Origin of the sequence: Burkholderia thailandensis E264 (assembly GCF_000012365.1) — a bacterium.
GTDB lineage: Bacteria > Pseudomonadota > Gammaproteobacteria > Burkholderiales > Burkholderiaceae > Burkholderia > Burkholderia thailandensis.
On the sequence record NC_007650.1, the window covers coordinates 581,332 to 595,136 of the forward strand.

The window sequence follows — 13,805 nt, forward strand, 5'->3', positions numbered from 1 at the left end:
TCGCGTGTTGACTGACATCCGACAGACAGGCTCGCGAGCCGGGAGACTTTGATGGCCTACGATCAATCGAACATTTTTGCGAAGATCCTGCGTGGCGAGGTGCCGTGCATCCGCTTGTGCGAAACGGACACGACGCTCGCGTTCATGGACATCATGCCGCAATCGAAGGGCCACGCGCTCGTCGTGCCGAAGGAGGCGGCGGAGACGTTCTACGAGCTGTCCGAGGCGGCCGCGGCCGAGGCGATGAAGATGACCAAGCGCGTCGCGCTCGCGCTGCGCCGCACGCTCGAGCCGGAAGGGCTCTTCATCGGTCAGTTCAACGGCGCGGCGGCGGGCCAGACGGTGCCGCACGTGCATTTCCACGTGATTCCGCGCTGGGCCGACGAGCCGCTCAGGATGCACGCGCGCGAGATGGCCGATGCGGCGGAGCTGGAGGCGCTCGCCGTGAGGATTCGCGCGGCGCTTTGAGGGCGGGGGCGGCATCGCGCGCGGTGCGTGCGGTGCGCGTCGCCGTATGCGTCTCGTTGCGTCTCGTCTCGCCGCGTACGCCCGTGCCGCGCGCCGCGCCGCACATCAGAGCTGATCGCCGATCGGCAGCAGCCGGCAAAGCCCCGCGAGCAGGTTTCGATAGAAGCCCGCGTTCGGATCGACGCTGTACGTGCGCACCTGGCCGTCGGCGACTTCGGTCCATACGAGCGGCCATGCCGGCGCGCTCGCGCCCGCCGTCTTCGCGGCGTCCCGCGTGTCGAGCGTGTCGGGCGCGAGCGTCACGCGATAGCTGATGGTGGGCTTCGTCACTTCGTCGAACAGATTCGCGACTTCGTTCGCGAGCCGCGGGCTGTGGATCACGAGCGCGAGCTCCGTGTTCAGATGCGCGGAACGCGGATCGAGGTTCATCGAGCCGATCACGAGAATTTTCCGGTCGATCACGTACGCCTTCGCGTGCAGGCTCGCGCGCGAGCGCGAACCCAGCATGCCGATGCCGGGGCGGCCCTGATCCGGCTTGTATTCGTATAGCTCGATGCCGTGTCTCAGCATCGGCACGCGATACGGCGCGTAGCCCGCCTGCACGGCGACCGCGTCCGTCGCGGCAAGCGAATTCGTCAGGATCGCGACGCGCACGCCGCGCGCGGTCAGCAGGCCGAGCGCCTTCACTCCCGCGTCGTGCGGAACGAAATACGGCGACAGCACGAGGAATTCGCGTTGCGCGTCGCGCGTCAGCTCGAAGAGCCGCTGCATCGGCGGGCTCTTGTAGCTGTCGTCGGGCGCGGCGATCTTCTCGGGCGAATCGGCGGTGAATTCCGCGCGCGCCCAGACGAGGCCGAGCTCGTTGCGCGCGATCTGCGCGGCGAGCGGCGTCGCGTTCAGCGGCTTCGCGTTGTACGGCGTCGCGTTCGCGCGCCAGTGCGTGCGCAGCGCGTCGCGCGCCGCATCCAGATCCTTCGCGTCGTAGCGCCGGCGATTCAAAGCCGACAGCGGATACGTGAGCGCGCTCGACCAGTACGCGTCGAAGCTCGTCGAAATGTCGTGCGTGACGGGGCCGGCGGCGAGCACGTCGAGGTCGCGGAACTGCAGCGTCGGGCTCGCGTTGAAATACTCGTCGCCAAGATTGCGCCCGCCGACGATCGCGACCTGGTTGTCCGCGATCATCGCCTTGTTGTGCATCCGGCGTGTGAAATTATCGATCTGCGTGAAGACGTTCGCGGTGCGCGCGAGCATCCCGAGCCGTGCGGCGCCGAACGGATTGAACACGCGGACTTCGAGGTTCGCGTGCGCGTCGAGCGCCGCCATCAGCTTGTCGACGTCCTTGAAGTTCAGATCGTCGACGAGCATCCGCACGCGCACGCCGCGGTCGGCCGCATACAGCGCGGCGCCGAGCAGCAGTTTGCCCGTCGTGTCCTCGGCTGCGATGTAATACTGGATGTCGAGCGTCTTCGTCGCCGCGCGCGCGACCGCGATCCGCATCTGCAGCGCCTCGTCGCCGCGCGACAGCACGACGAAGCCCGATTCGCCCGGATGCAGGCGCGTCTGCGCGGCGAGCGCGTCGGCGAGCGGCGTCGGCGCATCGGGCGGCAGCGCGTGCGAGACCGTGCGATCGAGCGTGGTGGCGGGCGGTTGCGTCGCGCAGCCGGCGAGCCCGAGCGCCGCGCACACGACAAGCGCGCGCGCGGCGGCCTTCACGATGCGCAGCGCCGAGCGCGGCGCAAGGCGGCGGCAGGCGGGGCGATCCGGCACGTTGGGGACTCCTTCGGGCATCTGTCGGAACGAAACGTCGAATCGACGGCGCGGCAGGCCGGTGCACCGCGCGAAGGCATTCTAAGTGGCGCCGACGACGCGGGTCAACCGAGCGGCGCGCCGGCCGGTGTACCATCTGACGAGTCCGTTTCCCGTGCTGGCGAAGCCCGTCATGACCCTTCCGGCATCCTCACCTTCCGTCGCGATCAGGCGGCTCGCCGCCGCGCACGCGGCCGACTACCGCGCGATCCGCCTCGCCGCGCTGCGCGACGCGCCGCACGCGTTCGGCTCGACCTACGACGCGGAGGCCGCCCGCCCGCTCGCCGCGTTCGCCGAGCAGCTCGACGGCGCGATCGTGTTCGGTGCGTACGTCGGCGGCGCGATCGCCGGCATGGTGGGCGTCGAGCCGCTGGAAGGCGCGAAGGAGTGCCACAAGGGCTTCCTGTGGGGCATGTACGTCGCGCCCGCCGCGCGGCGGCTCGGCATCGGCTCGGCGCTGCTCGACGCGGCGCTCGCGGCCGCGGCGCGCACGCTCGAGCAGGTGACGCTCGCCGTCGTCGACGGCAACGGCGCGGCGCGGGCGTTCTACGAGCGGCACGGCTTCGTCGCTTACGGCGTCGAGCCGCGCGCGATCAAGGGAGCGAACGGCTACGCGGACGAACTGCTGATGGTGAAGTTCCTGCCGTGCGCGCCGCCGCGCGCATGACGAGGCGAAATCGATACGACCGGATCGCGATGCTCGACGACAAGGAACGGGAACTGAGAAACAGCAAGCGGCGCGCGCTCGCGCTGCTGCTCGCGGCCGCGGGCGTGTTCGCGGCCACGCTGTTCGCGCCGCGCGGCTTCTGGATCGATGGCGTCAAGGCGGTGGCGGAGGCGTCGATGGTGGGCGCGCTCGCCGATTGGTTCGCGGTGGTCGCGCTGTTTCGCCGCGTGCCGATTCCGTTGGTGTCGCGGCATACGGAGATCATTCCGCAGAACAAGGACAAGATCGCCGACAATCTCGCCGCGTTCGTGCGCGAGAAGTTTCTCGATCCGGCGTCGATCGTCGCGCTGATCAAGCGGCACGATCCGGCCGCGCGGCTCGCGCAGTGGCTCGCGACGCCGCGCAACGCGGACGTGCTCGGCGGCTACTCGGCGCGCCTCGTCGCGTTCGGGCTCGACATGACCGACGACGCGCGGATCCAGACGTTCGTGAAGGATGCGTTCCATGCGCTGCTCGACCGGATCGACCTGTCGCAGTCGGCGGGCGCGATTCTCGACACGTTGACGAAGGACGGCCGCCACCAGGCGCTCCTCGACGACGGGATCGCGCAGATCGTCGAATTCCTTCGCGATCCCGACAATCGTGCGTCGATCGCGACGTACATCGTCGACTGGCTCAGATACCAGTTCCCGAAGATGGAGAAGCTGCTGCCGACGAACTGGCTCGGCGAGCACGGCGCGGAGCTGATCTCGAACGTCGTCACCCGGGTGCTCACGCAGATCGCCGAGGACCCGGAGCACAGGCTGCGGCGCGGCTTCGACGATGCGGCCGCGCGCCTCGTCACGCGGCTGAAGAGCGATCCGGCGTTCATCGAGAAGGGCGAGGAGATCAAGCGCTATCTGCGCGACGGCGAAGCGTTCAACCGTTACGTGAAGGACATGTGGGACCAGCTGCGCGCGTGGCTGAAGGCCGATCTCGCGCGCGACGGCTCGATCGTCCGCCAGCGCGCGACGGCGCTCGGCGGCTGGCTCGGCGAGCGTCTCGCGCAGAGCCCGCAGTTGCGCGATTCGATGAACGAGCACGTCGAGCGCGCGGCGAGCGAGATGGCGCCCGAGTTCGCCGAATTCCTGACGCGGCACATCAGCGACACGGTGAAGAACTGGGACGCGCGCGAGATGTCGCGCCAGGTCGAGCTGAACATCGGCAAGGACCTGCAATACATCCGGATTAACGGCACGCTGGTGGGCGGGCTGATCGGGCTCGGGCTCTATGCGGTGTCGAGCATCGCGCGATGGGCGGGCGCGCTGCCGTATTGAGCCGGTCATGCGCCGCCATGCCGTCATGCCGTCGCGACGACCGCCGCACGCAAACATCGGCATCCTGAACGGATTTGACATTCGCGCGCTCGACGCGGGATGCGCGCTCATGCTGTAATCGCGCGACCGGGCCGACCGTTCGTTCGGCCGCTCAACCCTTGCGTAGAAGGCGCTTCCATGTCTCCCGTCTCGGCATTCAAGCTCGTCCTGCTGTCCTTTCTCGCGATCGTCGCGCTCGAGCTGCTCGCGAAGCGGCTCAAGCTGCCGCCCGCGGCGGCGCTGCTCGTCGGCGGCGCGGGCATCGCGTTCCTGCCTGGGCTGCCGCCCATCAATCTCGATCCCGATCTGGTGCTGATCGTGTTCCTGCCGCCGCTGCTGATGGACGGCGCGTACTTCTCGGTGTGGGAGGAATTCAAGCGCAACGTCGGCGGGATCATGATGCTCGCGATCGGCGCGGTCGCGTTCACGACGCTCGCCGTCGGCGTTGCCGTGCATCTCGTGGCGCCGGGGCTGCCGTGGGCCGCGTGCTTCGCGCTCGGCGCGATCGTGTCGCCGCCCGACGCGGTCGCCGCGAAAGCCGTGCTCGAGCGCGTCGCGCTGCCGCGCCGGCTGATGGTGCTGCTCGAAGGCGAAAGCCTTCTGAACGACGCGGCGGGGCTCGTGCTGTTTCGCTTCGCGGTCGCCGCCGCGCTGACGGGCGCGTTCAGCGCGGGCGACGCGCTCGTGCGCTTCGCGGAGCTCGGCTTCGGCGGCGTCGCGGTCGGCTTCGTCGTCGGCTGGCTGATCGTGCGTTTCCTGAAGCTTATCGAAGATGATTATCTGGTGATCACGGTGGCCGTTCTCGCCGCATGGATCAGCTACATCGCGGGCGAGATGTTCGAGGTGTCCGGTGTGATCGCGACCGTGACGACCGGAATGATGCTCGGCTGGCATCAGCACGAGGTGTTCTCGGCGTCGGTGCGCAACCGCGGCACCGCGTTCTGGCAGGTGATCGTGTTCCTGCTCGAGGCGCTTGTGTTCGTGCTGATCGGGCTGTCGCTGCGCGGCGTGATCGAGCGGCTCGGCGGGCTCGGCGAAGTGTTCGCGACGATGACGCCCGCGGTGGTCGCGGTGCTCGTCGCCGTCGTCGCGTCGCGCTTCGTTTGGGTGTTCGCGGTCGAGCTGCTGAAGGCGCCCGTCGCGCGCGTGCGCGGGCGCGGCCTGCGCGGCGACTGGAAGGCCGCGACCGTGATGAGCTGGGCCGGGATGCGCGGCGTCGTGACGCTCGCGATCGCGCTGTCGCTGCCGGACGCGATGCCGGGCCGCGACCTGATCCTCGTCGCCGCGTTCGCGGTGATTCTCGTCACCGTGCTCCTGCAGGGCACGACGATCGGGCCGCTGATCCGGCTGCTGAAGCTGCGCGATCCGGGGCGCGCAGCGCATCATCTGACGGAGCCGCAGACGTGGGCGCGCGTCGAGGCCGCGCAGCTCGCGGCGATCCAGCCGCTCGTGCACGACGCCGAGGGCAACGTGATCCATCCGCGCCTGCTCGAGCAGTACACGTACCGCGCGAACGTGACCGCGCGCCATCAGAACGAGCCCGCGTTTCCGCAGAGCGAGCGCGAAGCGCATTACGACGTCGTGCTCGCGGCGATCGCGGCCGGCCGCGCGGAGCTGCTGCGGCTGCATCGCGGCGGCCAGATCCATGACGAGATGCTGTACCTGCTCGAACGCGATCTCGATCTGCAGGAGATCGCGGCCCAGCATGCGAAGGGGTAGCGGCGCGCGACGCTCGTCGCGCGTGCCCGGCCTGCCTGTCATCGTTTCGTAAGCCGGGCGGCTCGAAGCGGCTTTTTCGGCGATCACCTACAATCGGAACACGCCCCGGCCGCCGGTGCGCCTCGAGCGCGCCGGCTGAAGCGGGCCGCGCCGCGCGCCGCCGCAGCCGTTTCGCATGGCTTGCCGTGTGCTTTTGTCTGTCGAAGGAAAGGATCGCGCGCGCCGTAGGCCGGCGCGCGCGCCGCTCAACGCCGCGCGGACCGTAGGCCGGTTGCGCGGCACCCACCGAGAGTCCCCATGAAAGCATCCGATCTGTTCGTGAAGGCGCTGGAGGCCGAAGGCGTCCAGTACGTGTTCGGCATCCCCGGCGAGGAAAATCTCGATTTGCTCGAATCGCTGCGGCGATCCCGGATCAAGCTCGTGCTGACCCGCCACGAGCAGGCGGCGGGCTTCATGGCGGCCACCTACGGGCGGCTGACCGGCAAGACGGGCGTATGCCTCGCGACGCTCGGGCCCGGCGCGACGAACTTCGTCACCGCGGCCGCGTATGCGCAACTGGGCGGCATGCCGATGCTGATGATCACCGGGCAAAAGCCGATCAAGTCGAGCAAGCAGGGGCACTTCCAGATCGTCGACGTCGTCGGGATGATGCAGCCGCTCACGAAGCTCACGCGGCAGATCGTGTCGATCGGCAACATTCCGTCGGCGGTGCGCGAGGCGTTCCGGCGCGCGGAGGAGGAGCGCCCGGGCGCGACGCACCTCGAATTGCCCGAGGACATCGCGCACGAGGAGGGCGACGGCAAGCCGATTCCGGCGAGCTACAGCCGCCGGCCGATCGCCGAGGAGAAGGCGCTCGCGCGCGCGGTCGACGCGATCCAGGCGGCGCGCCACCCGCTGCTGATGATCGGCGCGGGGGGCAATCGCAAGACGACCTGCAAGATGCTCAAGGAGTTCGTCGACACGACGGGCATTCCGTTCTTCACGACGCAGATGGGCAAGGGCGTGATCGACGAGACGCATCCGCTGTGGCTCGGCAACGCGACGCTGTCGGACGGCGATTTCGTTCACCGCGCGATCGAGCATGCCGACTGCATCATCAACGTCGGCCACGACGTGATCGAGAAGCCGCCGTTCTTCATGCGCGCCGACGACAAGACCGTGATCCACGTGAACTTCCTCGGCGCGCAGGTCGATCCCGTCTACTTTCCGCAGATCGAAGTCGTCGGCGACATCGCGAACGCGGTGTGGCAGATGAAGGAGAAGCTCGCGCGGCAGCCGCACTGGGATTTCTCGCGCTTCATGCTGATCAAGGAGCACTTCGACGCACACCTGAAGAAGGGGCAGGACGACCCGCGCTTTCCGATGTATCCGGTGCGCATCGTCAACGATCTGTACCGGTCGCTGCCGGAGGACGGCATCGTGTGCCTCGACAACGGCATGTACAAGATCTGGTTCGCGCGCTACTGGCGCGCGCACGAGCCGAACTCGCTGCTGCTCGACAACGCGCTCGCATCGATGGGCGCGGGGCTGCCGTCGGCGATCGCGACGAAGATCGTGCATCCGCAGCGCAAGGTGATCGCCGTATGCGGCGACGGCGGCTTCATGATGAATTCTCAGGAGCTCGAAACGGCGGTGCGGCTCAAGCTCGATCTCGTCGTGATGATCCTGCGCGACGACGCGTTCGGGATGATTCGCTGGAAGCAGGAGAACATGAACTTCCCCGATTACGCGATGACGCTCACGAACCCGGATTTCGTCGCGTATGCGCAGAGCTACGGCGCGCACGGGCACCGGATCGCGTCCGCCGGCGATCTCGAGCCGCTCGTGCGCGAGTGCTTCGCGTCGCCGGGCGTGCATCTGATCGACGTGCCGATCGACTACTCGGATAACGAGCGCGTGCTCAATCGCGAAATCAAACGCCTGTCGGCGCAGCTTTGACGCGGCCGGCGGGCCGCCTATCAGTCTGACGTCAACCGGACGTCAACCGGACGGAGTCATTCGACATGCTGAAGGAAACCTATCCGTATTACCTCGCGAACGAAGCGGTGTACGCGAACGCCGAGCTCGAAGTCACCGACAAATACACCGGCAAGGTCGCGACGCGCGTCGCGCTGGCCGACGCGAGCGCGATCGACGCGGCGATCGCGGCGGCCGTCGGCGCGCAGAAGCCGTTGCGCGCATTGCCCGCGTTCAGGCGGCAGGCGATCCTCGAACACTGCGTCGCGCGCTTTCGCGAGCGCTTCGACGAGCTCGCGCAGGCGCTGTGCATCGAGGCGGGCAAGCCGATCAACGATTCGAAGGGCGAGGTGACGCGCCTCATCGATACGTTTCGCGTCGCGGCCGAGGAATCGGTGCGCATCGAAGGCGGTCTCGTCAATCTCGAAATCTCGCCGCGCGCGCAGGGCTACAGCGGCTACTACAAGCGCGTGCCGATCGGCCCGTGCTCGTTCATCTCGCCGTTCAATTTTCCGCTGAACCTCGCCGCGCACAAGGTCGCGCCCGCGCTCGCCGCCGGCTGCCCGTTCGTGCTGAAGCCCGCGAGCCGCACGCCGATCGGCGCGCTGATCATCGGCGAGGTGCTCGCGGAAACCGACTTGCCGAAGGGCGCGTTCTCGATCCTGCCCGCGCATCGCGACGGCGCGGATCTGTTCACGACCGACGAGCGCTTCAAGCTGCTGTCGTTCACGGGCTCGCCCACCGTCGGCTGGGAACTGAAGAAGAAGGCGGGCAAGAAGAAGGTCGTGCTCGAGCTGGGCGGCAATGCGGCGGCGATCGTCGATGCCGATCAGCGCGAGGTGCTCGACTACGTCGTCGAGCGGCTCGCGTTCGGCGCGTACTACCAGTCGGGGCAGAGCTGCATCGGCGTGCAGCGGATCATCGCGCATGCGGACGTCTATGACGCGCTGCGCGAGAAGCTGATCGCGAAGACGCGCTCGCTGAAGATGGGCGATCCGAAGGACCCGGCGACGTTCGTCGGCCCGATGATCTCCGAATCCGAAGCGCGGCGGCTCGCCGGCTGGATGGAGGCGGCGGTGGCGGCGGGCGCGAAGATCGTCGCGGGCGGCAAAGTCGACGGTGCGATGTTCGAGGCGACGCTGCTCGAAGGCGTGGGCCGCGATCAGGATCTGTATCGCAAGGAGGCGTTCGGCCCGGTCGCGCTGCTCGAGCGGTTCTCCGATTTCGACGACGCGCTCGCGCGCGTGAACGACAGCGATTTCGGCCTGCAGGCGGGCGTGTTCACCGATTCGCTGTCGCATGCGCAGCGCGCATGGGACGAGCTCGAAGTGGGCGGCGTCGTGATCAACGATGTGCCGTCGTTTCGCGTCGACAACATGCCGTACGGCGGCGTGAAGGACTCGGGGCTCGGCCGCGAAGGGATTCGCTATGCGATCGAGGATATGACCGAACTGCGCCTGATGGTCGTGCGCCGGCGCTGAACGCGGCGCGGCGCTGCGCTTGCCCGCGCCGCCTTGGCTCGACATGTTCGCCGGATTCGTCATACGTCTTCTTTCGTCATCCGAATCGGCCGCGGCGAACGGAGCGGCACGCACGCGCGGGCGGCCTGCCACCCGGGCCGGCGCTATGCCGCCGCGATCGCGTCGTCCGGCAAGCTGAGGCTCATCGATTTCGCGATCACGCAGACATCGCCCGCCGCATTGCACAGCGTGCCCTCGAGGCGCACGACGTCGCCCTTGAGCTTCGGGCTCGGCTCGATCGCGACGATCCGCCATGCCATCGTCACCGTCTCGCCCGCCGCGACCGCCTTGCGGAACTGGAATTCGAATTCGAGCCCGAGCGCCGCCCGCCGTTCGCTGAGGAAGGTCGCGACCATGCCCATCATCAGCGCCGAATAATGCGTGCCGCTGACGATCAGTCCGCCGAATCGCGTCGATTCGGCGAGCGCCTCGTCGTGATGCAGCGGATTCATGTCGCCCGCGAGCGTCGCGAATCGGCGCACGGAATCCACGTCGAACGTGATCGTTTTCGAGATAGTTTCGCCAACGCAGTAGCTTGGATTCGTGAAGGTGCAGCGAATAATTGGATAAGAAACGCCCTGTCCGTTTTAAACGGAAATTGCGGAAATATTGAGATAAGGAATCAATGGCCGCGATCGCCGATATCTCGAAAAACGGGGGGTGACGCGCGATGTGCGGAACGTTCGCGATTGCGCCGCGGCACGCCTGCGGTACGTGGCTGCATATCGATTCGACATGCTATCGCCCACCGGCCAGACGGTCAAACCGATGTCCCGTCGATCGGGGCGGCGCGGTTTTGCGCGTTCGCTCGGTCGATTGCGGCGGCGGCGCATGCGGCACGCCTACGGCAAACGTTTGCCCGGCGAACGTCATGGGCCGCGTTTCCCGCCGGGCCGTGCGCACTTGGCGCATGTGCGGCGATCCGCATCGGCGAAAACGTTTGCGTTCCCGCATCTCGCGGCGCTGCGAGCGCGATTGATAAATCCTACTGTGGCGAGCAGATAACACACTGCACGGATGCAATTGCGCGCCGCGCGTATCCGGCGCATTGTGGCTACCGAATCGGCCGGGTCGTCCCGATACGCGTTTTTACCTGATCGACCGAAGATTCGATCGTAAAAAGAAGTGAAATGTCCTGCGATTATCGCGCGAGATCAGCGAGCCGACTTAATTTCATTTAACATCGGCACTTTATATTCGTTTTAAGAAAGAATGAGGGCCCGTTTCATTGCCGTCCTGCGAGGAACGGCGGGCTCGCGCTCACGCGGTCGCATGCCTCACCAGCCGGGCAAGCGAGCGACGAACGGGGCTGGAACAGGCGACAAGGCAACGATTGCGTAGCGCTACGACATGATGAATAAAACGAGCAGGGATAATGCTCCGGATTCGCTTGAATCGGGGATCTCGGTGCTGCTGGTCGACGACCAGGCGTTCGTCGGCGAAGTGATTCGCCGCTCGCTCGTCCCGGAGAGCGACATCGTGCTGCACACGTGCACCGACGCGCAGCGCGCGCTTGCGGTGGCGAAGGAAGTGAAGCCGACCGTGATCCTGCAGGATCTCGTGATGCCCGACATCGACGGCCTCGACCTCGTGCGCGCGTGGCGCGCCGACGCGCAGACGGCGCGCGTGCCGATCATCGTGCTCTCGGCGAAGGAGGAGCCCGCCGTCAAGCGCGCCGCGTTCGTCGCGGGCGCGAACGATTATCTCGTCAAGCTGCCCGACACGATCGAGCTCATCGCGCGCATCCGCTACCACTCGAATTCGTATCTGATGCTGCGGCAGCGCGACGAGGTGCTCGATTTCCTGTCGCACGACATGCGCACGCCGCAGACGTCGATCCTCGCGCTGCTCGATGTCTATCGCAACGAGCACGGCGAGATGCCGCCGATCCTCGAGCGGATCGAGACGCATGCGCGGCGCGCGCTCGCGCTCGCCGACGGCTTCATTCACCTGACGCGCGCGCAATCGGAGAAGCGGCCGAGCGAGACGGTGAGCCTGAACGAGGTCGTGCTCGACGCCGTCGACCAGATGTGGGAGAAGGCGGGCAGCGTCGGCAGCCGCGTGCGCGCGGACGTGCCGCCGACCGAGTGCCTGTGCATCGGCGACCGGATGATGCTCACGCGCGCGGTCGCGAACCTCGTCGACAACGCGCTGAAGTACGGCCCCGCGGGCTCCGAGGTGCGCTGCACGCTCGTCGAGGACGGCGATGGCTGGCTGATCGGCGTCGAGGACGAGGGCGCGGGCATCGCGCCCGAGCAGCGCGCGGCCGCGACCGAATCGTTCGTGCGGCTCGTGCCGGCGGGCGGCGCGCAGCGCGGCGGCTTCGGGCTCGGTCTCGCGTTCGTGCGCGCGACGGCGGCCAAGCATCGCGGGCAGATCCTGATGCGCTATACGCCGCGCGGCTTTCTCGCGGGACTTCGGATCCCGAAGGATGTGAGCGCCGTGTGACGCACGCAATGCGAATGCACTCGGCGTGCGCCGAGACACCTTTGTTCACGACGGTTCAAGTTACACTCGCGATGCCCGGGCCGCGCGGCGCGCCGGGATCGACGCGATCGGCCCGGCGCGCCGCGCGCCGCAACATTCACCTGATTTTCCGCCAGCCGGATAGAACGACATGCCCACAGTGACGACTCGCGCCAGCAACGAGACATTCCGCAAACCCGCCGCCGGCAGCCGGCTCACGCTGGGCAACCGGATACTGTTCAGCTTCGGCGTGCTGTTCGTGCTGATGCTGTTCATGGCGGCGCTGTCCTATCAGCGCCTGCGCGCGATCAACGACGAGGCGATCAGCATCGAGCGCGATTCGCTGCCCGGGGTCTATCTCGCGTCGTCGTTGCGCGCGGCGGCGAACGATTCGTACATCACGCTGCAGCGCGCGGTGTTCGTCGACACGGACACCGAATCGATCCGGCGCGATCTCGCGAAGGTGCCGGGCGTGCTCGAAGAGTTCGACAGGCTGTCGTCCGCGTATCAGGCGTCGACGTTCCGCAGCGACGACCAGGAGCGCTTCGGCGCATTCCGCGCGGCATACGACCGCTATCTGCCGCTGCTGAACGACACCGTGCAGAAAGCGCACGGCGCGAAGCCCGACGCGCTCGCCGCGTACGCGAAGATGACGCCCGCGTGGGAAGAGGTGATTCGTCATGCGAACATTCTCGTGCAGGAGAACCGGCGCTTCGCCGATCAGTCGGCGACGCTGATTCGCGAATCCGTGCACGGCACCGAGATCACGCTCGCGGTGGCGCTCGGCGTCGTGCTCGTGACCGCGCTCGCGCTCGGCTATCTGCTGTATCGCGCGGTGACGGTGCCGATGGCGCGGCTCATCGACGTGCACGACGTGATGCGCACCGGCAACCTGACGCAGAGGCTGAACCTCGGACGCAGCGACGAGTTCGGCACGCTCGAGAGCGGCTTCAACCGGATGGCCGACGAGCTGACCGCGCTCGTCGCGCAGGCGCAGCAGTCGTCGCTGCAGGTGACGACGTCGGTCGCCGAGATCGCGGCGACGTCGCGCGAGCAGCAGGCGACCGCGAACGAAACCGCGGCGACGACGACCGAGATCGGCGCGACCTCGCGCGAGATCTTCGCGACCTCGCGCGACCTGCTGCGCACGATGAACGAAGTGTCGGCGGTGGCCGAGCAGTCGGCGACGCTCGCGGGCGTCGGCCAGAGCGGGCTCACGCGGATGGGCGAGACGATGCGCAGCGTGATGGACGCGGCGGGCTCGGTGAACGCGAAGCTCGCGATCCTCAACGAGAAGGCGATCAACATCAACCAGGTCGTCGCGACGATCACGAAGGTCGCCGATCAAACCAACCTGCTGTCGCTGAACGCGGCGATCGAGGCGGAGAAGGCGGGCGAATACGGCCGCGGCTTCGCGGTCGTCGCGACCGAGATCCGCCGCCTCGCCGATCAGACGGCCGTCGCGACATACGACATCGAGCAGACGGTGAAGGAGATTCAGTCGGCGGTGTCGGCGGGCGTGATGGGCATGGACAAGTTCTCGGAGGAAGTGCGGCGAGGGATGCGCGACGTTCAGCAGGTGGGCGGGCAACTGTCGCAGATCATCGCCGAGGTGCAGACGCTCGCGCCGCGTTTCCAGATGGTCAACGAAGGGATGCAGACGCAGGCGAGCGGCGCCGAGCAGATCACGCAGGCGCTCGCGCAACTGTCCGAGGCCGCGCAGCAGACGGCGGAATCGCTGCGGCAGTCGTCGCAGGCGATCGACGATCTGACGCTCGTCGCGAATCAGTTGCGCACCGGCGTGTCGCGCTTCAAGGTCGATGCATGATGCGCGCGTGACGGGAAAGG

The 13,805-nt window shown here is 67.5% G+C and carries 10 protein-coding genes and 1 pseudogene; 9 read left to right on the forward strand and 2 right to left on the reverse strand.

Annotated features, from left to right (window positions below; genetic code table 11):
• Positions 1-51 precede the first annotated feature (51 nt).
• On the forward strand, positions 52-468 hold the full coding sequence (locus BTH_RS02560; RefSeq protein WP_009895483.1) for an HIT family protein: 417 nt from the start codon (positions 52-54) through the stop codon (positions 466-468).
• A 105-nt stretch (positions 469-573) separates the two neighbouring features.
• On the opposite strand, the gene BTH_RS02565 is transcribed toward BTH_RS02560, so the two are convergent.
• Entirely contained in the window at positions 574-2,235 is a 1,662-nt protein-coding gene (locus tag BTH_RS02565) for a phospholipase D family protein (RefSeq protein ID WP_009895484.1), read from the reverse strand.
• Between BTH_RS02565 and BTH_RS34915 the strand changes: the two are divergent.
• The 6 genes and pseudogenes from BTH_RS34915 to BTH_RS02590 form a co-directional block, all read left to right on the forward strand.
• Positions 2,197-2,320, forward strand: a pseudogene (locus BTH_RS34915) (ubiquinol oxidase subunit II); the annotation flags it as partial. The gene BTH_RS02565 and the pseudogene BTH_RS34915 overlap by 39 nt on opposite strands.
• An 87-nt stretch (positions 2,321-2,407) precedes the next feature.
• Positions 2,408-2,941 (forward strand): GNAT family N-acetyltransferase, encoded by a 534-nt coding sequence (locus BTH_RS34240; protein ID WP_038707689.1) that lies wholly within the window; start codon positions 2,408-2,410, stop codon positions 2,939-2,941.
• 29 nt (positions 2,942-2,970) lie between these two features.
• Complete coding sequence (locus BTH_RS02575) at positions 2,971-4,257, forward strand: DUF445 domain-containing protein (RefSeq protein ID WP_009907255.1); 1,287 nt, start codon at positions 2,971-2,973, stop codon at positions 4,255-4,257.
• A gap of 177 nt (positions 4,258-4,434) precedes the next feature.
• Complete coding sequence (locus BTH_RS02580) at positions 4,435-6,015, forward strand: Na+/H+ antiporter (protein ID WP_009895494.1); 1,581 nt, start codon at positions 4,435-4,437, stop codon at positions 6,013-6,015.
• Between the two features lie 297 nt (positions 6,016-6,312).
• Positions 6,313-7,953, forward strand: a complete 1,641-nt coding sequence (locus BTH_RS02585; RefSeq protein ID WP_009895495.1) for an acetolactate synthase large subunit — start codon at positions 6,313-6,315, stop codon at positions 7,951-7,953.
• A gap of 65 nt (positions 7,954-8,018) precedes the next feature.
• The gene (locus tag BTH_RS02590; RefSeq protein WP_009895497.1) at positions 8,019-9,452 is read left to right on the forward strand and encodes an aldehyde dehydrogenase family protein; all 1,434 of its coding nucleotides are present in this window, start codon (positions 8,019-8,021) and stop codon (positions 9,450-9,452) included.
• A 143-nt stretch (positions 9,453-9,595) separates the two neighbouring features.
• On the opposite strand, the gene BTH_RS02595 is transcribed toward BTH_RS02590, so the two are convergent.
• Complete coding sequence (locus tag BTH_RS02595; RefSeq protein WP_009895498.1) at positions 9,596-9,982, reverse strand: MaoC family dehydratase; 387 nt, start codon at positions 9,980-9,982, stop codon at positions 9,596-9,598.
• Positions 9,983-10,841: 859 nt separating this feature from the next.
• On the opposite strand from BTH_RS02595, the gene BTH_RS02600 reads away from it, so the two are divergent.
• Both BTH_RS02600 and BTH_RS02605 read left to right on the forward strand, forming a co-directional pair.
• On the forward strand, positions 10,842-11,939 hold the full coding sequence (locus BTH_RS02600; RefSeq protein WP_009895505.1) for a hybrid sensor histidine kinase/response regulator: 1,098 nt from the start codon (positions 10,842-10,844) through the stop codon (positions 11,937-11,939).
• 169 nt (positions 11,940-12,108) lie between these two features.
• Positions 12,109-13,785: a methyl-accepting chemotaxis protein gene (locus BTH_RS02605; protein WP_009895506.1), complete on the forward strand. Its 1,677-nt coding sequence runs from the start codon at positions 12,109-12,111 to the stop codon at positions 13,783-13,785.
• The last annotated feature ends 20 nt before the right edge of the window (positions 13,786-13,805 follow it).